This window comes from Streptomyces sp. NPDC012888 (assembly GCF_042900645.1).
Taxonomy (GTDB): domain Bacteria; phylum Actinomycetota; class Actinomycetes; order Streptomycetales; family Streptomycetaceae; genus Streptomyces.
Map to the genome: position 1 here is coordinate 317,289 of NZ_JBIBBM010000001.1, position 21,631 is coordinate 338,919.

16 protein-coding genes are annotated in these 21,631 nt (G+C 74.6%); 5 read left to right on the forward strand and 11 right to left on the reverse strand.

From position 1 onward, the window contains the following. Positions 1-91: 91 nt before the first annotated feature. On the forward strand, positions 92-1,132 hold the full coding sequence (lgt, locus tag ACFY61_RS01385; RefSeq protein ID WP_389465367.1) for a prolipoprotein diacylglyceryl transferase: 1,041 nt from the start codon (positions 92-94) through the stop codon (positions 1,130-1,132). Between the two features lie 479 nt (positions 1,133-1,611). Here the strand turns inward: lgt and ACFY61_RS01390 are convergent, their stop codons facing one another. From ACFY61_RS01390 to ACFY61_RS01420, 7 genes are all read right to left on the reverse strand, one after another. Then, a complete protein-coding gene (locus ACFY61_RS01390; protein WP_389465370.1) occupies positions 1,612-2,418 on the reverse strand; it encodes an HpcH/HpaI aldolase/citrate lyase family protein in 807 nt (268 codons plus the stop codon). Then, positions 2,415-3,614, reverse strand: a complete 1,200-nt coding sequence (locus ACFY61_RS01395; RefSeq protein ID WP_389465372.1) for a CaiB/BaiF CoA transferase family protein — start codon at positions 3,612-3,614, stop codon at positions 2,415-2,417. Before ACFY61_RS01395 ends, ACFY61_RS01390 begins: the two co-directional genes overlap by 4 nt. Then, positions 3,611-4,519, reverse strand: a complete 909-nt coding sequence (gene rbsK, locus ACFY61_RS01400; protein ID WP_389465375.1) for a ribokinase — start codon at positions 4,517-4,519, stop codon at positions 3,611-3,613. The genes ACFY61_RS01395 and rbsK overlap by 4 nt, the downstream gene beginning before the upstream one ends. Then, entirely contained in the window at positions 4,516-5,820 is a 1,305-nt protein-coding gene (locus tag ACFY61_RS01405; RefSeq protein ID WP_389465377.1) for an ADP-ribosylglycohydrolase family protein, read from the reverse strand. The genes rbsK and ACFY61_RS01405 overlap by 4 nt, the downstream gene beginning before the upstream one ends. A 665-nt stretch (positions 5,821-6,485) precedes the next feature. After that, the gene (locus tag ACFY61_RS01410) at positions 6,486-7,643 is read right to left on the reverse strand and encodes an ADP-ribosylglycohydrolase family protein (protein WP_389465380.1); all 1,158 of its coding nucleotides are present in this window, start codon (positions 7,641-7,643) and stop codon (positions 6,486-6,488) included. After that, on the reverse strand, positions 7,640-9,052 hold the full coding sequence (locus ACFY61_RS01415) for an ADP-ribosylglycohydrolase family protein (RefSeq protein ID WP_389465383.1): 1,413 nt from the start codon (positions 9,050-9,052) through the stop codon (positions 7,640-7,642). The genes ACFY61_RS01410 and ACFY61_RS01415 overlap by 4 nt, the downstream gene beginning before the upstream one ends. A gap of 476 nt (positions 9,053-9,528) precedes the next feature. Next, complete coding sequence (locus ACFY61_RS01420) at positions 9,529-10,515, reverse strand: ADP-ribosylglycohydrolase family protein (protein ID WP_389465386.1); 987 nt, start codon at positions 10,513-10,515, stop codon at positions 9,529-9,531. A gap of 326 nt (positions 10,516-10,841) precedes the next feature. On the opposite strand from ACFY61_RS01420, the gene ACFY61_RS01425 reads away from it, so the two are divergent. The 3 genes from ACFY61_RS01425 (at position 10,842) to ACFY61_RS01435 (ending at position 17,937) form a co-directional block, all read left to right on the forward strand. Continuing rightward, positions 10,842-11,573, forward strand: a complete 732-nt coding sequence (locus ACFY61_RS01425) for a VIT1/CCC1 transporter family protein (RefSeq protein ID WP_389465388.1) — start codon at positions 10,842-10,844, stop codon at positions 11,571-11,573. Between the two features lie 366 nt (positions 11,574-11,939). Then, positions 11,940-16,481, forward strand: coding sequence for a glutamate synthase large subunit (gltB, locus tag ACFY61_RS01430; protein WP_389465916.1), 4,542 nt, complete (start codon positions 11,940-11,942; stop codon positions 16,479-16,481). Next, positions 16,474-17,937 (forward strand): glutamate synthase subunit beta, encoded by a 1,464-nt coding sequence (locus ACFY61_RS01435; protein WP_389465391.1) that lies wholly within the window; start codon positions 16,474-16,476, stop codon positions 17,935-17,937. Before gltB ends, ACFY61_RS01435 begins: the two co-directional genes overlap by 8 nt. 161 nt (positions 17,938-18,098) lie before the next feature. Here the strand turns inward: ACFY61_RS01435 and ACFY61_RS01440 are convergent, their stop codons facing one another. Beyond that, positions 18,099-18,911 (reverse strand): GntR family transcriptional regulator, encoded by an 813-nt coding sequence (locus ACFY61_RS01440; protein ID WP_389465394.1) that lies wholly within the window; start codon positions 18,909-18,911, stop codon positions 18,099-18,101. Next, entirely contained in the window at positions 18,908-19,450 is a 543-nt protein-coding gene (locus ACFY61_RS01445) for a GntR family transcriptional regulator (RefSeq protein ID WP_389465396.1), read from the reverse strand. Before ACFY61_RS01445 ends, ACFY61_RS01440 begins: the two co-directional genes overlap by 4 nt. 159 nt (positions 19,451-19,609) lie before the next feature. Here ACFY61_RS01445 and ACFY61_RS01450 point away from each other — a divergent pair, with 159 nt between their 5' ends. After that, the gene (locus ACFY61_RS01450) at positions 19,610-19,990 is read left to right on the forward strand and encodes an ATP-binding protein (protein ID WP_389465399.1); all 381 of its coding nucleotides are present in this window, start codon (positions 19,610-19,612) and stop codon (positions 19,988-19,990) included. Between the two features lie 51 nt (positions 19,991-20,041). Here ACFY61_RS01450 and ACFY61_RS01455 read toward each other — a convergent pair whose 3' ends face one another. Next, positions 20,042-21,277 (reverse strand): hypothetical protein, encoded by a 1,236-nt coding sequence (locus ACFY61_RS01455; RefSeq protein ID WP_389465402.1) that lies wholly within the window; start codon positions 21,275-21,277, stop codon positions 20,042-20,044. Beyond that, positions 21,274-21,546 (reverse strand): hypothetical protein, encoded by a 273-nt coding sequence (locus ACFY61_RS01460; protein WP_389465404.1) that lies wholly within the window; start codon positions 21,544-21,546, stop codon positions 21,274-21,276. The genes ACFY61_RS01455 and ACFY61_RS01460 overlap by 4 nt, the downstream gene beginning before the upstream one ends. Between the last annotated feature and the right edge of the window lie 85 nt (positions 21,547-21,631).

The window sequence follows — 21,631 nt, forward strand, 5'->3', positions numbered from 1 at the left end:
CCGGTCCGCGTGCCGGCAGGCGACGTTTTGATTTCGGCTTGCCGGGCGGGTTGCGGTCCGTACCGCCCGGCAAGGTAGCGTCGGTCCTGCCATGGACCTTGCTTACATCCCCAGCCCGTCGACCGGCGTGATCGAACTCGGCCCGATCCCGCTCCGCGGCTACGCGTTCTGCATCATCATCGGCGTCTTCCTCGCCGTCTGGATCGGCAACAAGCGCTGGATCGCGCGCGGCGGCAAGCCGGGGACGGTGGCCGACATCGCCGTCTGGGCCGTGCCGTTCGGCCTGGTCGGCGGCCGCCTCTACCACGTGATCACCGACTACCAGCTCTACTTCGGCGACGGCAGGAACTGGGTCGACGCCCTCAAGATCTGGCAGGGCGGCCTCGGCATCTGGGGCGCGATCGCCCTGGGCGCGGTCGGCGCGTGGATCGGCTGCCGCCGGCGCGGCATCCCGCTGCCCGCCTGGGCCGACGCCCTCGCCCCCGGCATCGCCCTGGCCCAGGCCTGCGGCCGCTGGGGCAACTGGTTCAACCAGGAGCTGTACGGCCGGCCGACGGACCTGCCGTGGGGCCTGGAGATCAGCGAGGGTCCGAACCGGGTCGCCGGCGTCTACCACCCGACCTTCCTCTACGAGTCGCTGTGGTGCGTCGGCGTCGCCCTCCTGGTGATCTGGGCCGACCGCCGCTTCCGCCTCGGCCACGGGCGGGCCTTCGCCCTGTACGTGGCGGGCTACTGCGCGGGCCGCGGCTGGATCGAGTACATGCGGGTGGACGAGGCCCACCACGTGCTCGGGCTCCGCCTGAACGTGTGGACGTCCATCGTGGTGTTCGTCCTGGCCGTGGTGTACTTCGTCCTCTCGGCGAAGCTCAGGCCCGGGCGGGAGAGCGTGGTGGAACCGGGCGCCACGGCCCCGTCGGCCACCGCGGCCGACCCGGCCACCGCGGCCGACCCGGCCACCGCGGCCGACCCGGCCACCGCGGCCGAGTCCGCCGCGGCCGAGTCCGCCCCTGCGCCGTCGGACACCGCGGGCGGGGACGCCGAGGCCCCTGGGGCCACGGAAGCCGCCGCGGAGCCCGCGGACACCAAGGCCGCCGCCGGCGGGGACGCGAAGCCCGAGGCCAAGAAACTCTGACCGCGGCGGGGTCCGCGCCCCCCAGCGGAGCGCTGGCTCCGCCGGGGCCCGCTCAATCGCCGCTCGGGCTTGAAGCGCGGCCCGGCTCCGCCATGTGTCCGGGGGCTTCGCCCGGCCCCGCTCAAGCGCCGCTCGGGCTGGGATGGTCCGGCGTGGTGTGGCCCTGCGGGCCGGCTCCGGGGGCACTTCCAGCCCCTCCGGCGTTTGAGGAGCGGGGTTCGGGGCGGAGCCCCGTGTGTTCGGGCGGAGCGTTGGCTGCGCGGCTGTGGCTTCGCCCGGCCCCGCTCAAGCGCCGCTCGGGCTTGGAGTGCGGCCCGGCTCCGCCATGTGTCCCGGGGCTTCGCCCGGGCCCCGCTCAAGCGCCGCTGGGGCTGTTGCGGGGGCACATCCAGCCTCGCCGGCGTTTGAGGCGGGGGGTATGGGGCGGGGCCCCGTGGGGTCGGGCTGGGCCCGGGCGAGGACAGGGCGGGCTTCGCGGGTCAGGCGCGGTGGTGGAGGGAGAGGGTGCGGTGGGCGGCCGCCACGACCGCCGGGTCGACCAGGCGGCCGTCGGGCAGCGCCACCGCCCCCGGTGTGCGCCGCGCCGCCGAGATCACCTCCTCCGCCGCCGACACCTCCTCCGGCCTCGGCAGGTACGCCCGTTCGATCACCGGCAGCTGCCGGGGGTGGATCGCCGCCCGCCCCAGGAACCCCATCCCCCGCCCCCGCTCGCACGACGCGGCCAGCGCCTCCACGTCGCGGATGTCCGGGAACACCGACTGCGCGGGCGGCGCCAGCCCCGCCGCGCGGGCCGCGACCACCACCCGGGACCGGGGCCAGTCCAGGCCGGTGTCCGCGGACACGCCCAGGTCCGCCCGCAGGTCCGCCTCGCCCAGGGCCAGCCCCCGCAGCGCCTGGTGCGACCGGGCGATCTCGTACGCCCGCTCCACCCCCAGCGCCGACTCCAGCAGCGCGTACAGCGCGACCCCGCCCGTCCGCTCCGCCACGCGCGTGATCTGCTCCGGGGACGACACCTTCGGCAGCCGCAGCCCCGCCAGCCCGTGCAACCCCGCAAGCGCGGTCAGGTCCGCGCCCGCCCAGGGCGACTCCAGTGCGTTGATCCGCACGTGCACCGGCACCGGCGGCCGCGCCGTCAGCAGCTCCGCGGTCGCGGCCCGCGCGTACTCCTTCCTGGAGGCCGGCACCGCGTCCTCCAGGTCCACGATCACCGCGTCCGCTCCGGCGCGCAGCGCCTTCGCCACCACCTCCGGGCGGTCCCCGGGCGCGTACAGCCAGGTGAGGATCACAGCGCCCCCTCCTCCCGCAGGCCGGCGATCTCCGCCGGCGACAGGCCGAGTTCGGTCAGGACGGCGTTGGTGTCCGCGCCGTGCGGGCGGCCCGCCCAGCGGATGCCGCCGGGCGTCTCCGACAACCGGAAGAGGACGTTCTGCATCCGCAGCGGCCCCAGCTCCGGGTCGTCGACCTCGGTGACGCTGTCCAGCGCCGCGAACTGCGGGTCCGCCATCACGTCCCGTACGTCGTACACCAGCGCCACCGCCGCCTCCGCCCGCTCGAACGCCTCGAGCACCTCGTCCGCCTTGTGCCGGGCGATCCACGAGCCGACCGCCTCGTCGAGGACCGGCGCGTGCGCGGCCCGCCCCGAGCCGGTCCCGAACCACGGCTCACCGGCCAGTTCCGGCCGCCCCACCAGCCGCACCACCCGCTCGGCGACCGACTGCGCCGACGTGGACACCGCCAGCCAGCGGCCGTCCGCGGAGCGGTAGGTGTTGCGGGGCGCGTTGTTCGCCGACCGGTTCCCGGTGCGCGGCTGCACGTAGCCGAGCTGGTCGTACCAGAGCGGCTGCGGCCCGAGGACCGTGAGGATCGGCTCGATGATGGCCAGGTCGACCACCTGGCCGCGGCCGGTCCGCTCCCGGCCGGCCAGCGCCGTCATCACCGCGTACGCGGCGGTCAGCGCGGCGATCGAGTCGGCCAGGCCGAACGGCGGCAGGGTGGGCGGCCCGTCCGGCTCCCCGGTCGCCGCGGCGAAGCCGCTCATCGCCTCCGCGAGGGTGCCGAAGCCGGGCCGGCGGGCGTACGGCCCGAACTGGCCGAACCCGGTCACCCGCGCCAGCACCAGCCGCGGATTGACGGCCGACAGCTCCGGCCAGCCCAGGCCCCACCTCTCCAGCGTGCCCGGGCGGAAGTTCTCGATCACCACGTCGGCCCCGGCGGCCAGGCGCAGCAGGGTGTCCCGGCCGCCCGGCGTGGACAGGTCCAGGGTCATGGTCCGCTTGTTGCGGCCGAGCAGCTTCCACCACAGGCCGACGCCGTCCTTGGCCGGGCCGTGGCCCCGCGACGGGTCCGGCCGCCCGGGATGCTCGACCTTGACCACGTCCGCGCCGAAGTCGCCGAGCAGGGTCGCGGCCAGCGGCCCGGCGAACAGCGTGGCCAGGTCCAGTACCCGCAGCCCCCGCAGGGGTCCGGCCCCGCCGTCCGTCACGCCCCGCTCCGCTCCGCGAGGAACGCGTCGATCTGGGCCCGGACCGGCATCGAGTCCTGGGCGCCGGGCCGCAGTACGGACAGCGCGGCCGCCGCCGAGGCCCACTCCAGCGCCTGCGGTACGGGCCGGCCCTCGCCCAGCGCGGTGGCGAGCGCCCCGGCGAACGTGTCCCCGGCGGCGGTGGTGTCCACCGCCCGTACCGGCGGCGCCGGGACCGTCAGGGGCTCCCGCGCGCCGCGCGCCGCGTACAGGGCGCCGGCCGCGCCCAGGGTGACGACCACCTCCGGCACCTGCTGCAGCAGGGCCTCGGCCGCCTGCCGCGGGTCGGTGAGCCCGGTGAGCGCCGCCGCCTCGTGCTCGTTGGGGACGAGCAGGTCGGTCACGGCCAGCAGCTCCGGGGGCAGCGGCTGGGCGGGGGCGGGCGTCAGGACCGTCCGTACGCCGTGTTCGCGAGCGGCCCGGGCGCCGGCGAGCACGGCGTCCATCGGCACCTCAAGCTGGAGCAGCAGCGCACGGGCGGCGGCGATCCGCTGCTCGTCACCGGGCTCCAGGCCGGTCACCCGGGCGTTCGCGCCGGGGATCACGATGATCGAGTTGCCGCCTTCGTCGTCCACGGTGATGTGGGCGGTGCCGCTGGCGCCCTCGACGGTGCGCAGGCCCTCCGTGCCGACGCCGGCCGTGCGCAGGGCGGCGCGCAGCCGGGTGCCGAACTCGTCGGTGCCCACCGCGCCGATCATCGTCACCGACGCGCCGGCCCGGGCGGCGGCGACGGCCTGGTTGGCGCCCTTGCCGCCGGGAACGGTGCGGAAGTCGCGGCCGGTCACGGTCTCGCCGAGCCGGGGGGCCTTCGGGACGTAGGCGACGAGGTCCATGTTGGTACTGCCGAGCACGGCGATGGCCGTCATGAGCGGAGTGCCTCCTGTGCGGTGAGTTGGGCGAGGGTGTCGAAGCCGATGCCGTCGAAGCCGGCGACGGTGGTGGCGAGGCGGTTCTTCAGCGGGGCGGTCCAGCGGTCGGGGAGCTTGCCGGGGGAGCCGGCCAGCAGGCCGGCGATGCTGCCGGCGGTGGCCCCGTTGGAGTCGGTGTCCCAGCCGCCGGACACGGCCAGGCAGACGGAGCGGGTGAAGTCGCCGTCGGCGTGGGTGAGGGCGGCGGCGATCACGGCGGCGTTGGGGACGGCGTGCACCCAGTGGTAGTGGCCGTAGCGGTGGTGCAGCTCGTCCACGACCCGGTCGAAGGCGTCGGAGCCGTCGGAGCCGTCGGAGTCGTCGGAGTCGTCCGAGCCATCGGAGCTTCCGGGGCCGCCCGGGCTTCCGGGGGTGGGGTGCCGGGCGGCCGTGTCGATGCCGTCACGCACCGCGGCGGCGAGCCGCGACCCTTCCGGTACGGCGGCCAGGCCGGCGCGGAGGCACTGGTGCACGTCGGCGGTGCCGGAGGCCGCGGCGGCGATCGCCGCCGCCGCGAACCGGGCGGCGAACACGCCGTTCCCGGTGTGGCTGAGCGCCGCGTCCCGGCCGGCCTGCTCGGCGGCGCGGGCGGGCTCGCCGGGGTTGGTCCAGCCGTGCACGTCGGCACGGATGAGGGCGCCGATCCACTCGCGGAAGGGATTGCGGTGGGAGGCGGTCAGCGGGGGCTCCAGCCCGAGGAGGAGGTTGCGGTAGGCGATCCGCTCGGCGGTGAACGTCCGGCCGGCGGGCAGCTCGTCCAGCCAGACGCGGGCGACGTCGGCGGTGGTGAAGTGCTTGCCGTGGCGCTGGAGCAGGAGGAGGTTGAGGAGGGGGTAGTTGAGGTCGTCGTCCTCGGGCATGCCGTCGATGTTCTCGGCGAGGGAGGTGGGGGCGGAGCGGCGGTTCCACGGGTGTGCGGCGAGGAGGGCGGCGGGGACGCCGCGGGCGGTGAACCAGTCGTCCAGGGGCCAGTTGCCGGCGGCGCGGGCGAGGGCGCGGATGGCGGGCAGCGGCAGCTTCTCGACGGGCTTCCCGAGCAGGCACCCGATGGCTCGCCCCAGCCATCCGGCTTCGAGCCGCGCCTCCAGTCCTTCCGCGGCGGCGGGGCGCCTCGCGGCGCCCGGGCCGTCCGCGGCGGCGGGCCTCTCCGCGGCGCCGGGCCGGCCTGCCGCACCCGGGCCCTCCTCGGTCCCGGCCGTCCACGGCCCCGGGTGGCGTGCCGGACCGGCGGTGGCGGGCCCTGCGGGCGGCGTCCCCACCCCGCCCCTTCCCGAAACCGGGGCCGGCGCCCCGGACCCCGGACACGGGGCCGGTCCGTGCGTGGCCGGGTGTCCGTTCGTGGGGGTTGTTCGCGCAGTTCCCCGCGCCCCTGGCGGGGGTTCGGTCTTGCCGGGGTGCGGGGCTGGTGCCCCGGATTCCGGGTACGGGGCCGGCCTGTCGGTGGTCGGGTGCCCGTTGGTGGGGGTTGACCGCGCGGTTCCCCGCGCCCCTGGCGGGGGCTCGGTCTTGCCGGGGTGCGGGGCTGGTGTCCCGGATTCCGGGTACGGGGCCGGCCTGTTGGTGGTGGGGTGTCCGTTGGTGGGGGTTGACCGCGCGGTTCCCCGCGCCCCCGGCGGGGGGAGCGGGGCCGTCGCCCCGGAATGCGGGGTGGGGGGCGGCTGCGGGTCCGCGGTGGTGGGGAGGGCGGCCAGTTCGTCCAGGAGGCGTTCTGCTAGGGCGCGTAGGTGGGGGGAGACGGGACGGGGGCTCGCCCCGGCCATGGGCGGGGCGGGGTGGCCGCCCGCGGCGGTCCAGGCGTGGAGCTGCGCGGCGGGGTTCCGCCCGTCCTCGGCGGCCTGTCGCAGCTCGTGCCCGACGAGGTCCTCCGGCTGCACCCAGGTCAGCCGGACCGCGTCCGCGTCCGCGTCGGCGTCCGTGCCGGCGGTCACCGCGGCTCCGTCAGCGCCGCGAACGCGGCCTCGTGCGCGCGACGGCGCCGGACGTCCCGGGCGTGCACTTCCCGCGCCACGGCCGCGACCTCCGCCGCCGGCGCGTGCAGGTCGAGCCGGCTCGCCTCCGCGACCTCCTTCGCCCAGGCGTCCGGCACCGCCGCCGCCCCGCCGAGCGCGCCCGCCAGCGCCCCCGCCATGGTGGCGATCGAGTCGCAGTCCCGCCCGTAGTTGACCGCGCCGAGCACCGCGTCGCGGTACTCGCCGTCGGCCACCAGCAGCATGCCGAGGGCGACCGGCAGTTCCTCGATCGAGTGCAGACGGGACGGCCGTCGGGCGCCCAGCGACGGCGCGCGGTAGTCCGGCCCGACCGGGTCGAACGGGGCCACCGCCGCCCGCAGCGGCTCCAGCGCCGACTCGAAGTCCCGGTGCGCCAGGGCCGCTTCGCGCACCGCCGCGATCGCCGCCCGGGTGCCGTCCTTCGCGAGGGACAGCGCCGCGTCCACCACCGACGCGGCCGTCGCGCCGGGCACGAACGCCGCGGCCACCGCCGCCGCGAACACCCCCGCCGCCTCCCGCCCGTACGAGGACTGGTGCGCCCCGGCGATGTCCAGCGCCTCCTCGTACGCGCCGCGCGGATCACCCGCGTTGACGATCCCGACCGGCGCCATGTACATCGCCGCACCGCAGTTGACGATGTTCCCGCTGCCCGCCTCGCGCGGATCCACGTGCCCGTAGTGCAACCGCGTCACCAGCCACTTCTCCGCCAGGAAGATCCGCTGCAGGGGGAGCGCCTCGGCTTCGAGCTCGGGGATCCAGCGGGGCGTGCCCATCAGGTCGGGGACCAGGTGGTCGGCGATGGCGTGCGCGTCGAGGTGGTCGCGGACCGTCCCGTAGACCCGTACCAGCGCGTGCGTCATCAGGGTGTCGTCGGTGACGTGCCCGTCGCCCTTGTGGTACGGGGCGATGGGCCGCGCGGTCCGCCAATCCTCGTACCAGGGGCCGACGATGCCCCGCACCCGCCCGCCGTGCCGCTGCACGATCTGCTCCGGGGTCCAGCCCTCGACCGGGCCGCCGAGCGCGTCGCCGACGGCGGCGCCGATCAGGCAGCCGGCGGCCCTGTCCTCCAACGTGGCCAGCGAGGTCGTCGTCATGTCCGCATGATTCCTTGTTTCTCGGGGGGTTTGGGGGAGGTGAGTTCGGTACGCGCCAACAGCGCGGCGAGCTCCACCAGGTCGGTGCCGGCCAGCCGCGGGAGCGCGCACCCGGACAGGGTGCGGCAGGCGTCCCGCCAGGCGGCCGGGACGGAGTCGCCCCCGCCGAGGGCGCCGGTGAGCGCGCCGGCCAGGGCGGGGGCGGAGTCGGCCACGCGGGAGAGGCAGGCGGCGGCGGGCACCGCCTCCGCGGCGCGGCCGCGGGCGGCGGTGGCCAGGGCGAGGGCGACGGGCACCGTCTCGGCGGCGGCGATGCCGTAGCTGTAGACGTGGTCGACGATCTCGTGTTCCAGGGCCGGGACCAGGCCGAACGCCCCCTCGGTGGCGGCGCGCGCCAGCTTGACGGCGTGCCGGGCGTTGCGGCCGATCTCGGTGGTGCCGGGGAGTTCCCGCAGGGCCTCGTCGACGGCCTCGTCGACGTCCGCCCCTGCGAGCGCGGCGGCGACCGCGGCGGCGGTGGCACGGGCGCCGTGCACCCCGTCGCCGTCCTGGGTGTAGCGGGCGTCGAACTCGGCGAGGTCGGCGGCCGCGGCGGGGTCGCCGGGGTGGACGACGGCGAGCACGGCGGCGCGGACGCAGGCGGCGTCGTCGAAGTAGTGCGGGTTGTCGTGGCCGGTGGCGGGCGGGCGCAGGCCGGCGGCCAGGTTGCCGAGACCGGCCCGTACGGAGATCCGGGCGCGCAGGGGCAGTACGGCGGACTCCACCTCGGGGGCGCGTTCGGCGGCCGCGGCGACCTCGCTGGCCAGGGCGTTCCAGGCGAGGTCGATGGCGGCGCGCATGCGGCGCGACCGGGAGAGGTCGCTGAGCAGCACACCCGCGGCGGTGAGCACCGACTCGGCGGCGAACGCGGCCCATTCGGCGTCGTCGGAGGGCCCGAGGAGGAGCGGCTCGGGGGGCTGGTTGAGGGCGATGGGGACGGGGAGGGTGGTGGTGGCGTTCTGCTCGGCGAAGGTGTCGAGCTCGCGGGTGAGCCGGCGGGTCCACTCGGGCATGCGGATGGCGCGGTGCCGGGCGGCGGGCCAGCCGGCGGCGTCCCCGGCGGCCAGTCCGAGCAGCAGCCCCTCGATCCGCCGGGGCCCTGCCGCGCCGGCCCCGGCAGCCCCGCTCGGCGCGGGGCCGGGACCGGGTCGGGCGGTGGCGGTCGCCCGGCCGCCGGTCCGGCGCGGTTCGGGGGGTGGCGGGGCGGCGTCGGGCTGCCGGCCGGGGGAGGCCGCGGCGGGCGCGGCCCGGCGTCGGGGGGCCGCTTCTGGGGCGGGGGCGCGGTCCCGCCGGGGTGCCGCCCCACCCGTGCAGGCGCCCTCCGGCCCGCCTGCCGGCCTGACGGCCGGCCCCTCCACCAGCGCGACCACCGATCCACTGGCAGTCCCGCCTACCAACCCGCCCGTCAAGCCGTCCACCAACCCGCCCGCCGGTCCGGTCGGTAGTCCGGCCCCAAGCCCGGCCACTGGCCCGGGCGCAGATCCGGCCCCTGGCCCGTCCACCGGCCCGTCCACCGGCCCGTCCACCGGCCCCTCCGCCGGCCCCTCCGCCGGTCGGGCCGCCGGTCCGGTCGGTAGTCCGTCGGGCAGCCCGGCCGCCGGCCCCGCCCCCGGTCCTTCCGTCAGTGCGGTCCCGGGTCCGGTTGCCGGCGCGCCCACCGGTACGGGCAGCAGCCCGTCAGGGGACCCCGCTGCCCGTCCGTGCGCCGCGCCCGCCGGTACGTCCAGCAGCCCGTCCGCACCCGGGGTGCCGCGTTCGGCGGGTCCGGGGCCCGGCCGGGGCTCGGCCGGGGGCGGCTGGGGGTCCGTCGGGGACTGGAGGGGTTCCGTCGGGGCGTTCGGGGGGGTCACCGGGGGGATCCCGATTCGGGGGTGAGGAGGTCCGCGATGTCCAGGACGTGGTAGCCGCGCATCGAGGGGAGGCAGCTGCCGCGGACCGGGCCGATGGCCGAGGCCCAGTCGTGGGGGACCGCGGCGGTGCCGGACAGGGCTCCCGCGAGGGCGCCGGCCACGGCGGCCGTGGTATCGGCGTCGCGGCCCATGTTGACCGCGGTGAGGACGGAGGACCGGAAGTCGCCCGAGGCGGCCGCGAACGCGCCGAAGGCCAGGCCCACCGCCTCGGGAGCCAGGTCGGTCCACGGGTAGCCGCCGATGACCACCGCCGAGCGGACCGCCCGTTCGCCGCGCGGCGCGGCGGTCACCGCCCGGCGCAGGGAGCGGGCCGTCCACGAGTCGGACGGGATGACCGAGAGGGCGGCGGAGACGACGGAGGCGGGGGAGCCGCCGGCCATGGCGGCGGCGACCCCGGCGGCCACCGCCTGGCCGCCGTAGATGCCCTCGCCCTCGTGGCTGACCGTGCCGTCAATCGCGACCAGCCGTGCCGCCTCGGCGGGCCGGCCGGCCGCGAAGACCCCGAACGGCGCGGCGCGCATCGCCAGGCCGTCGGACCAGGCGTGCCGGTGCTGGGCGGAGATGGGTGCGGCCAGTCCGCGGCGGAGGTTCTCCAGCGTGCCGCGCTCGCTGAAGCCGGCGCCCCGGAAGGGGCCCTCGTCGAGGTCCGCGATCCAGTGGTGCCAGGCGCGTTCGACGTGCGCGACGGTCAGCGCGCTGCCGTGGCGGGCGAGCAACAGGCCCGAGAAGATCGCGTATTCGGTGTCGTCCGTCCCGGCGGGGTCCTCCCGCACGAACCCCTCGATCCGGCCCCATCGCGAACGGATCTCCGACGGCTTCATGTTCTCCGCGGGGGCACCGAGCGCGTCACCCACCGCGAGGCCCAGAAGGGCGCCCCTGGCCCGTTCGAGGAGGACCTGCGGATCGCAAGCAATCAGCTCCATGGCGCGCCTCTCCGACGTGTTGGGACCCATCATGGGCCCTTGGGGGATTTGTGCCATGGCATGTCGTTTGTCGGTTGCCGCGAAACGCCCCTCGGGGTCGCCCGTCACCCGGTCGCCGAACCGCAAAACCGCAGGTAAGTACGGCCTTCCTTGCTGGCGGCGGCCAGAAATCGCGCGTAGTTTCGAGGTGTTCAGGGGGGCCGGACGGCCCGCATCGGGGCCGCGCGTTATGCGCGGTTCGTCCGCATGCCCGCGTCCGGTCGGCGGTACGGGCGGTACCGGCGGTACCGGCAGTACCCGCAGTACGGAAGGGAAGGGAGCAGACCATGTCCATCATCACCACCGACGCGCCGCTCCACGAGGCGCACCGCGACAACCACACCCACCGCGACGTCAACGGCGGATGGCTGCGGCCCGCGGTCTTCGGGGCGATGGACGGACTGGTCTCCAACCTCGCGCTGATGACCGGCGTGGCGGGCGGCGCGGTCGCGCCGCAGACGGTCGTGATCACCGGCCTGGCCGGCCTGGCCGCCGGAGCCTTCTCCATGGCGGCGGGCGAGTACACCTCCGTCGCCTCGCAGCGCGAGCTCGTCCTCGCCGAACTCGACGTGGAGCGGCAGCAGTTGCGCAGGCACCCGGTGGGCGAGATGGAGGAGCTCGCCGAGCTCTACGTCTCCCGCGGGGTGGAGCCGGCGCTGGCCCGCGAGGTCGCCATGCAGCTGTCCCGGGACCCCGAGCAGGCGCTGGAGATACACGCCCGCGAGGAGCTGGGCATCGACCCGGACGACCTGCCCTCGCCGATGGTGGCGGCCGTGTCCTCGTTCGGCTCCTTCGCGGTGGGCGCGCTGGTGCCCGTACTGCCCTACCTGCTCGGGGCCACCGCGCTGTGGCCGGCCGTGCTGCTGGCACTGGCCGGGCTCTTCCTGTGCGGCGCCGTGGTCGCCAAGGTCACCGCCGCCTCCTGGCTGCGCAGCGGCCTGCGGCAGCTGCTGCTGGGTGGCGCGGCGGCTGGTGTGACGTACATCCTGGGAAGCTGGATCGGGTCGGCCCTAGGCTGACCCCCGGCGGAGTGAGAGACTATGCAGCACCTGACATAACCAGTCCGCTTCCCGGTGGTTTCGGTTCTGTTTCCGCCGGGCATGACAGGGGGGCGCTCCGGGCAACGATGCCCGCCCCGCGTCGGGACCTCCGCCCCGTGACCATCAGCGAAGGTTCCCTTTCTTTCTGCCTCGTGCGGTGTCCGCATGGTGAAACGCGATATCCGGTTCGCGGGATAACCGTCATCATGTAACCTGCACGAAATTTCGCAGAGGGCCAACGTCGTCCCTCGGCTATGCACATATGCCACGACGACGACGGGAGAGCCGATGCGTTCCGCATCCACGCACTCCGCGACCGGCCCGAGCACCACCGCCTGGTCGCCCATGGACGGTCGCCCCGCCCAGCAGGGCATGTACGACCCGCGCAACGAGAAGGACGCCTGCGGCGTCGGCTTCGTGGCGAACCTCACCGGCGAGGCGACCCACACCCTCGTCGAGCAGGCACTGACCGTCCTGCGGAACCTCGAACACCGCGGCGCCACCGGATCCGAGCCCGACTCGGGTGACGGCGCCGGCATCCTCTCCCAGGTCCCCGACGCCTTCCTCCGCGAGGTCGCCGGATTCGAGCTCCCCGAGGCCGGCGCCTACGCCGTCGGCATCGCCTTCCTCCCCGCCGACGGCACCGCACAGGCCGTCGCCGTGGAGCAGATCGAGGTCATCGCCGCCGCGGAGGGCCTGACCGTCCTCGGCTGGCGCGAGGTCCCCGTCACCCCGGACCTGCTCGGCAACGGCGCCCGCGCCACCATGCCGGCGTTCCGGCAGGTCTTCGTCGCCGACGGCGAGAACTCCGGCATCGCGCTGGACCGCAAGGCGTTCGTGCTGCGCAAGCGCGCCGAGCGCGAGGCCGGCACCTACTTCCCGTCGCTGTCCTCCCGGACCATCGTCTACAAGGGCATGCTCACCACCGGGCAGCTGGAGCCGTTCTTCCCGGACCTCTCCGACCGCCGCTTCGCCTCGGCCGTCGCCCTGGTCCACTCCCGGTTCTCCACCAACACCTTCCCGAGCTGGCCGCTGGCCCACCCGTACCGGTTCGTCGCCCACAACGGCGAGATCAACACGGTCAAGGGCAACCGGAACTGGATGACCGCCCGCGAGTCCATGCTGGCCTCGGACGTCTTCGGCGAGGGCGCCCTCGACCGGATCTTCCCGATCTGCACCCCGGACGCCTCCGACTCGGCCTCCTTCGACGAGGTCCTGGAGCTCCTGCACCTCGGCGGCCGCTCGCTGCCCCACAGCGTGCTGATGATGATCCCGGAGGCGTGGGAGAACCACACCTCCATGGACCCGGCCCGCCGCGCCTTCTACCAGTACCACTCCACGATGATGGAGCCCTGGGACGGCCCGGCCTGCGTCACCTTCACCGACGGCACCCAGGTCGGCGCGGTCCTCGACCGCAACGGCCTGCGCCCCGGCCGCTACTGGGTCACCGACGACGGCCTCGTCGTCCTCGGCTCCGAGGTCGGCGTCCTCGACATCGACCCGGCCAAGGTCGTCCGCAAGGGCCGCCTCCAGCCCGGCAGGATGTTCCTCGTCGACACCGCCCAGAAGCGGATCATCGAGGACGACGAGATCAAGGCCGAGCTGGCCGCCGCCGCCCCCTACGCGGAGTGGCTGGAGGCCGGCGAGATCGAGCTCACCGACCTGCCCGAGCGCGAGCACATCGTGCACACCCACGCCTCGGTCACCCGCCGCCAGCAGACCTTCGGCTACACCGAGGAAGAGCTCCGCGTCATCCTCGCCCCGATGGCCCGCGCCGGCGCCGAGCCGATCGGCTCCATGGGCACCGACTCGCCCATCGCCGCCCTCTCCGAGCGCCCCCGGCTGCTCTTCGACTACTTCACCCAGCTCTTCGCGCAGGTCACCAACCCGCCGCTGGACGCCATCCGCGAGGAGCTCGTCACCTCGCTGCTGTCCTCCCTGGGCCCCGAGGGCAACCTGCTCGACCCGACCGCCGCGTCGTGCCGCAGCGTCACCCTGCCCTTCCCGGTGATCGACAACGACGAGCTGGCCAAGCTCATCCACATCAACGCCGACGGCGACATGCCGGGCATGAAGGCCGCGACCCTGTCCGGCCTGTACCGGGTGTCCGGCGGGGCCGAGGCCCTCGCCGCCCGGATCGAGGAGATCCGCGCCGAGGCCGACGCCGCCATCGAGAACGGCGCCCGCCTGATCGTCCTCTCCGACCGCCACTCGGACGCCGAGCACGCCCCGATCCCGTCGCTGCTGCTCACCTCCGCCGTGCACCACCACCTCATCGCCACCAAGCAGCGCACCCAGGTGGGCCTGCTGGTCGAGGCCGGCGACGTCCGCGAGGTCCACCACGTGGCCCTCCTCATCGGCTACGGCGCCGCCGCCGTCAACCCGTACCTGGCCATGGAGTCGGTCGAGGACCTGCTGCGCGCCGGCACCTTCCTCTCCGGCCTGGAGCCCGAGCAGGCCATCAAGAACCTGATCTACGCCCTCGGCAAGGGCGTCCTGAAGGTGATGTCCAAGATGGGCATCTCCACCGTCGCCTCCTACCGCGGCGCCCAGGTCTTCGAGGCCGTCGGCCTCGACGAGGAGTTCGTCGCCACCTACTTCAGCGGCACCGCCACCAAGATCGGCGGCGCCGGCCTGGAGGTCGTCGCCAAGGAGGTGGCCGCCCGCCACGCCAAGGCGTACCCCGCCTCCGGGATCGCCCCGGCGCACCGCGCGCTGGAGATCGGCGGCGAGTACCAGTGGCGCCGCGAGGGCGAGCCGCACCTGTTCGACCCGGAGACGGTCTTCCGCCTCCAGCACGCCACCCGCAACCGCCGGTACGACATCTTCAAGAAGTACACCGACCGGGTGAACGAGCAGTCCGAGCGGCTGATGACGCTCCGCGGTCTGTTCGGCCTCAGGAGCGACCGCCCCTCGATCCCGCTGGACGAGGTCGAGCCGGTCTCCGAGATCGTGAAGCGGTTCTCCACCGGCGCCATGTCGTACGGCTCCATCTCCAAGGAGGCGCACGAGACCCTCGCCATCGCCATGAACCAGCTGGGCGGCAAGTCCAACACCGGTGAGGGCGGCGAGGACCCGGAGCGCCTGTACGACCCGGCGCGCCGGTCCAGCATCAAGCAGGTGGCCTCCGGCCGCTTCGGCGTGACCTCCGAGTACCTGGTCAACGCGGACGACATCCAGATCAAGATGGCCCAGGGCGCCAAGCCCGGCGAAGGCGGCCAGCTGCCCGGCCACAAGGTGTACCCGTGGGTCGCCAAGACCCGGCACTCCACCCCGGGCGTCGGCCTGATCTCCCCGCCGCCGCACCACGACATCTACTCCATCGAGGACCTCGCCCAGCTCATCCACGACCTCAAGAACGCCAACCCGGCGGCCCGCATCCACGTGAAGCTGGTCTCCGAGGTCGGCGTCGGCACGGTCGCCGCGGGCGTCTCCAAGGCCCACGCGGACGTGGTCCTGATCTCCGGCCACGACGGCGGTACGGGCGCCTCCCCGCTCACCTCGCTGAAGCACGCGGGCGGCCCCTGGGAGCTCGGCCTCGCCGAGACCCAGCAGACCCTGCTGCTCAACGGCCTGCGCGACCGGATCGTCGTGCAGACCGACGGCCAGCTCAAGACCGGCCGCGACGTGGTCATCGCCGCGCTGCTCGGCGCCGAGGAGTTCGGCTTCGCGACCGCGCCGCTCGTCGTCTCCGGCTGCGTCATGATGCGCGTCTGCCACCTGGACACCTGCCCGGTCGGCATCGCCACCCAGAACCCGGTCCTGCGCGACCGGTTCTCCGGCAAGGCCGAGTTCGTCGTGAACTTCTTCGAGTTCATCGCCGAGGAGGTCCGCGAGCTCCTCGCCGAGCTGGGCTTCCGCACCCTGGAAGAGGCCGTCGGCCACGCCGAGCTCCTCGACACCAGCAAGGCCGTCACCCACTGGAAGGCGCAGGGCCTGGACCTGGAGCCGCTGTTCCACGTGCCGGACCTGCCGGAGGGCGCCGTCCGCCACGCCCTGGTCCCGCAGGACCACGGCCTGGAGAAGGCCCTCGACAACGAGCTGATCGAGCTCGCCGCCGACGCGCTGGCCGCCGCCACCGCCGAGGAGGCCCAGCCGGTCCGCGCCCGGGTCGCGATCCGGAACATCAACCGGACCGTCGGCACCATGCTCGGCCACGAGGTCACCAAGAAGTTCGGCGGTGCGGGCCTGCCCGACGACACCATCGACCTGACCTTCACGGGCAGCGCCGGCCAGTCCTTCGGAGCCTTCCTCCCCAAGGGAGTCACGCTCCGCCTGGAGGGCGACGCCAACGACTACGTCGGCAAGGGCCTCTCCGGCGGCCGGATCGTGGTCCGCCCGGACCGCGGCGCCGACCACCTGGCCGAGTACTCGGTCATCGCCGGCAACACCATCGGCTACGGCGCCACCGGCGGCGAGATGTTCCTCCGCGGCCGCACCGGCGAGCGCTTCTGCGTCCGCAACTCCGGTGCGCTGGTCGTGTCCGAGGGCGTGGGCGACCACGGCTGCGAGTACATGACCGGTGGCACGGCCGTCGTCCTCGGCGAGACGGGGCGCAACTTCGCGGCCGGCATGTCCGGCGGTGTCGCCTACGTCATCGACCTGGACGAGGACAACGTCAACGCCGGGAACCTCGAAGCCGTCGAGGCGCCGTCCGACGAGGACAAGCAGTGGCTGCACGACGTGGTGCGCCGCCACGAGGAGGAGACCGGGTCCACCGTGGCCGCGAAGCTCCTCGCTGACTGGTCCGTCTCGGCGGCCCGCTTCAGCAAGATCATCCCCACCACGTACAAGGCAGTGCTCGCCGCCAAGGACGCCGCTGAGCGGGCCGGACTCTCCGAGTCCGAGACCACCGAGAAGATGATGGAGGCGGCGACCAATGGCTGACCCGAAGGGCTTCCTCACCACCCCCCGCGAGACCGCCTGCTCCCGTCCCGTGGCCGAGCGCCTGAAGGACTGGAACGAGGTCTACGTCCCCGGCTCCCTGCTGCCGATCATCAGCAAGCAGGCCGGCCGCTGCATGGACTGCGGCATCCCGTTCTGTCACAACGGCTGCCCGCTGGGGAACCTGATCCCCGAGTGGAACGACTTCGCCTACCGGGACGACTGGGCGGCGGCGTCGGAGCGGCTGCACGCGACGAACAACTTCCCGGAGTTCACCGGGCGGCTGTGCCCGGCCCCCTGCGAGTCGGCGTGCGTGCTCGGCATCAACCAGCCGGCCGTCACCATCAAGAACGTCGAGGTCTCGATCATCGACAAGGCCTGGGACAACGGTGACGTCGTCCCGCAGGCCCCCGAGCGCCTCTCCGGCAAGACGGTCGCCGTGATCGGCTCCGGCCCGGCCGGCCTGGCCGCGGCCCAGCAGCTCACCCGGGCCGGCCACACCGTGGTCGTGTACGAGCGCGCCGACCGCATCGGCGGTCTGCTCCGCTACGGCATCCCCGAGTTCAAGATGGAGAAGGTGCACATCAACCGGCGCATCGAGCAGATGCGCGCGGAGGGCACCAAGTTCCGCACCGGCATCGAGGTCGGCCGCGACATCACCGCCACCGACCTGCGCAAGCGGTTCGACGCGGTGGTCGTCGCGGCGGGCGCCACCGTCTCCCGCGACCTGCCGGTCCCCGGCCGCGAGCTGGGGGGCATCCACTTCGCGATGGAGTACCTGCCGCTCGCCAACAAGGTCCAGGAGGGCGACTTCCTGGCCCCGCCGATCACCGCCGAGGGCAAGCACGTCGTCGTCATCGGCGGCGGCGACACCGGCGCCGACTGCGTGGGCACCGCCCACCGCCAGGGCGCCCTGTCGGTCACCCAGCTGGAGATCATGCCCCGCCCGAACGAGGAGCGGAACGCGGTCTCCCAGCCCTGGCCGACCTTCCCGATGCTGTACAAGGTCACCTCGGCCCACGAGGAGGGCGGCGAGCGGATCTACTCCGTCTCCACCACCCACTTCGAGGGCGACGAGGACGGCAACGTCCAGGCCCTGCACCTGGTCGAGGTCGAGTTCGTGGACGGCAAGCTGACCCAGAAGCCGGGCACCGAGCGGGCCATCCCGGCCCAGCTGGTCACCCTGGCCATGGGCTTCACCGGCACCGACCGCTCCAACGGCCTGGTCGAGCAGTTCGGGGTGGAGCTGGACGAGCGTGGCAACATCGCGCGCGACGCCTCGTACGCGACCAGCGCGGACGGCGTGTTCGTCGCCGGCGACGCCGGCCGCGGCCAGTCGCTGATCGTGTGGGCCATCGCGGAGGGCCGCTCGGCCGCCCGCGGCGTGGACCGCTACCTGACCGGCTCCAGCACCCTGCCCTACCCGGTCAAGCCCACGGACCGCGCGCTCGCGGTCTGACGCACACCCGCGGTACCCCGGGGCCTCCCGCCCCGGACCCCTCATACGGTCCGTACAACGGCGTACGGAAACCCCGACACGGCGCCCGCCACGTCCCCGACCAGGACCGGCGGGCGCCGTGGCGTTCCCGGAGACGGGTGGGACCGCTGCCCGAGCCGCCGCTACTCGGGGCCGAACTCGTACTGGAGCTCGTACAGGTGACCGGCCTTCACCATCACGGTGACCTCGACCGGCGTCCCGTCCTCCTCGTACACCGTCCGCAGGGTGCGCAGCACGGGGAGCTCGCCGGGCAGCCGGAGGGCGGCGTACTGCTCCTGCGTGGCGGTCCGGGCGGAGACCCGGTCCACGCTGAGCCGGGGCGGGTGGCCGAGCGAGCTCAGCAGGGTCGGCGTCCCGCCCCGGATCCGGCGGGGCTCCGCCAGCGGTGTGCCCTCCGCGATCTCCACCGGGTAGTAGGAGCAGACGAGCTCGGCCGGTTCGTCGTCCACGCTGATCAGCTGGCGGCGGAGCACCGCGTCGCCGCCCTCCGCGATGTTGAGCGCGGCCGCCACGTCACCACTCACCCGGGTCCGCCCCACGCCGAGCAGGGTGCTGCGCGCCGCCCGGGCCCGCGCCCGCCCCGCCGCCCCGGCGAGCCAGGGGAACGGGGTTCCGGGGGCGGCCGGTTCCAGTGACCCCGCGGGCCGTACGGTGTGCCGCCGGGTCCCGCGCACGGTGACCGCCGATCCGGCGCGGCCCACGACCAGGCCCTCCGCCTTGAGGAGCGCGAGCGCCTTCTGGACGGTGGCGCTGGAGGCCCCGAAGCGTTCCTTGAGCCGGTTCGTGGACGGCAGGGCGGAGCCGGGGGCGAGCTCCCCGCTCATGATCTCGTCCCGCAGGTCGGCGGCGACGCGCGCGTGCAGCGGCCTCGGGTCCGGGGCCGGTTGCGGGGACTTCGGGGGCGGGGGCGGGGCCGGGGGCGTCAAGGCGGTCACCCGATCCCGATCTCGTAGCGCAGCTGCTGCCGCGCAGCGGGCATCAGCATCACGTCCGCCTGGACGGGCCGCCCGGCCGCGTCGTACGTGACCCGGGCGACCCGCAGGACCGGTTCGCCTTCACCTGTGCGCAGCCGGTCGCGTTCGCCGGGGTCGGGCATGCGGGCCGTGACGTGCTCGGTGGCGCGGACGCCGGCGTGGCCGAGGGAGGCGAGCACCGACACCGCGCCGCCGCGGATCCTCGCCGTGCCGGCGAGCGGGGTCCCGGCGGCGATGTCGTACGGGTAGTAGGAGTCGGTCAGCTCGTGCGGTTCGCCGTCGAGTTCGATCAGCCGCCGCCGTGCCACCACCGGCTCACCCGCCACGAGGCCCAGCAGCGCGGCGACTTCCCGCGACGCGGGTTCCTCGCCCGCGTGGAGGACGCGCTGGCCGCCCTTGCGGCCGAGCGCCGCGGCCTCGGCGGTCCAGGCGTCGGTGTCGCCGGCCGCGCGCGGCACCAGATAGGGCGTCGAGGTGCTCGTCCATCGGTTGTCGGTCATCCACGTCTCCCGTACGGCGGCCCGGCGTTGGCATCCCACGTTATGCGACGGGCTTCGGTGCCGGGGCGGGCCCGCGACCTGCAAATCTTGCTGCATTTCGCGAACAGCGCTACGGTCTGCGAGTCCCTGGACACCCAGCGTGAAGGTGGTGGCCCGCCCATGTCGTCCGTCCGGCAGCAGCGCTTCCCGCGTGCTCGTCCCTCCGTCGCCGCCGCGCGCTGGTTCGCGGGGGACGCCTTCGCCGGGTGGGGCATACGGGAGCGGTGGTTCGAGATGCGGCTGTGCGCGTCCGAGCTTGCGGCGAACGCGGTGCTCCACGGCGCCCCGCCCGGCCGGGACTTCCAGGTGCGCCTCACCCGCGAGCCGCACCGCCTCCTGATCGAGGTCCGCGACAGCGGCCCGGGCCTCCCGGTGCTCCAGTGCCCCGCCCCGGACGCGCCCGCCGGCCGGGGCCTGTGGCTGGTGCGCGCGGTCGCCGACGGCTTCGGCGTGCTGGACGAGCCGGTCGGCAAGACGGTGTGGGCGGCCTTCGCGGTGTGAGCGGCCCGGCCCGGCCGCGGCACCCGCCGCGGCCGGGCCGGGTCGGTGGGGTCAGCCGATGCCGAAGTGGACGTACTGGGGTTCCGTGTTCCGGCGGTCGGTGCCGCCCTGGAGCGTGTAGCCGGAGGCCACCCACTCGGAGGTGTCGGGGTGGTGGCGCCGGCAGGTCAGGTAGTCGCCCCACTTGCCCGGGGCGGGGCCGTGGGTGCCGGCTCGCGCCGTCTTCAGGCGCCACTCGGCACCGTCGCGGAAGCCGACGACGTGGGAGGGGTGCCGCGGGCCGCCGCCGGTCATCAGCGACACTCCCACGACGCCCGCGGAGTTCGGGCAGGCCGCGGGATAGGCGTAAGCGGACTCCTCGTTCCAGATGTCCGGCTCCTCCACCAGCAGCTGGGTGGTGACGTCGACCACGGCGCCCTTGACGTAAGGCACGGGCCGGCCGGACTTGGGCCCGGCGGTCCACAGGAAGCCCGCGCGGGTGCCACCGATCCAGCCGCCGGTGATCCGCGAGTCGACGGGACGCCCCAGCCAGTTCGAGCCGTCGGGCCCGGGGGAGTTGTACGGTCCGGCGGCCCAGGAGCCGACCTGGACGTCGAAGGAGCCCACGGTGGGGGAGTCGTCCGGCCAGCCGTGGACCCGTAGCGTCCGCCCCGCGTTGTGGGAGGCGAAGAACATGCGGTCCGTGGCGCCCTGCGTGAGGCGCAGGGAACCGTTGCGGGTGGTCGTCCACCACTGGTGCGTCAGCTGGTCCCCCATGCTCAGCATGTCGAGGGGCAGTTTGAACGCCACCGCCCGCCGCCAGTCGTCCCGGTGGTCGAAGACGTTGAACGTGACGTACAGGTGGTTGGAGCTGCACGCGGCGTCGGGGTAGTCGAACCACAGGTTCGTCCAGGCCGGGTCGAGGTCGGTCGGGGCGATGTCCCACCACTGCCAGGTGGTCGGGGTCGCGCCGGGGGCGACGGCGATCCGGAAGACGTTGTTCCCACCCGGGACCGCCGCGTACTGGAGGATCCACATCCAGACGTCCCGGCTGGGTTCGTAGAGGACGATCTGGTCGCAGCAGAAGCCGTCGGCGGCCGGCGGCAGGGCGGTGAAGGGGTCCACCTGGGTCCAGTCCTTGCCGTCGTTCAGGCTGCTGCTGGCGAACCAGTTGCCGGTGACGAAGACGGTGCCGTCGGACGTCGCGACGGTGGTCTCGTTGATGGTGCTCGTCCGCAGTCCCGTGGCCGAGTCGCCGAGTCCGATGTTCCTGATCAGGTTGACGTTCGCCATGACTGCTGCGCTCACTCTTCGGGGACCGTCTCGGGTACCTGGTCCGGCGTGGGGCCCATCGCCTTGCGCCGGCGTGCGGTGAACCTCCTCTCGCGTGCGTCGAGCTGTTCGTCCGTCGGAGTCTCCGCGCGCCGCCGCGCCGCGGGGGACCCGTCGGACCCGTCGGCCTCTTCGAGCGGTGCCGGCTCCCCGGAGCCGGACAGTGACCGGGCCGCTCCGGCGTGGGCGACCGAGGCGTCCGACGCCTCGTACTCGGGGCCGGTGCCGCTGTTCGCGTTCGGCATGGCATCCCCTCGGTGTGCTGGCGGGGTGTGGGCGAAAGGCCCTGACCGGTCTGCCGCAACAGGGTCAATTTCATTACGCATCTCT

Coding starts and splice junctions, on each gene's coding strand:
- ACFY61_RS01445 (WP_389465396.1), bottom strand. CDS start 19,450: ATGACCGACAACCGATGGACGAGCACCTCGACGCCCTATCTGGTGCCG.
- ACFY61_RS01435 (WP_389465391.1), top strand. CDS start 16,474: ATGGCTGACCCGAAGGGCTTCCTCACCACCCCCCGCGAGACCGCCTGC.
- lgt (WP_389465367.1), top strand. CDS start 92: ATGGACCTTGCTTACATCCCCAGCCCGTCGACCGGCGTGATCGAACTC.
- ACFY61_RS01450 (WP_389465399.1), top strand. CDS start 19,610: ATGTCGTCCGTCCGGCAGCAGCGCTTCCCGCGTGCTCGTCCCTCCGTC.
- gltB (WP_389465916.1), top strand. CDS start 11,940: ATGGACGGTCGCCCCGCCCAGCAGGGCATGTACGACCCGCGCAACGAG.
- ACFY61_RS01410 (WP_389465380.1), bottom strand. CDS start 7,643: ATGACGACGACCTCGCTGGCCACGTTGGAGGACAGGGCCGCCGGCTGC.
- ACFY61_RS01420 (WP_389465386.1), bottom strand. CDS start 10,515: ATGGAGCTGATTGCTTGCGATCCGCAGGTCCTCCTCGAACGGGCCAGG.
- ACFY61_RS01460 (WP_389465404.1), bottom strand. CDS start 21,546: ATGCCGAACGCGAACAGCGGCACCGGCCCCGAGTACGAGGCGTCGGAC.
- rbsK (WP_389465375.1), bottom strand. CDS start 4,519: ATGACGGCCATCGCCGTGCTCGGCAGTACCAACATGGACCTCGTCGCC.
- ACFY61_RS01425 (WP_389465388.1), top strand. CDS start 10,842: ATGTCCATCATCACCACCGACGCGCCGCTCCACGAGGCGCACCGCGAC.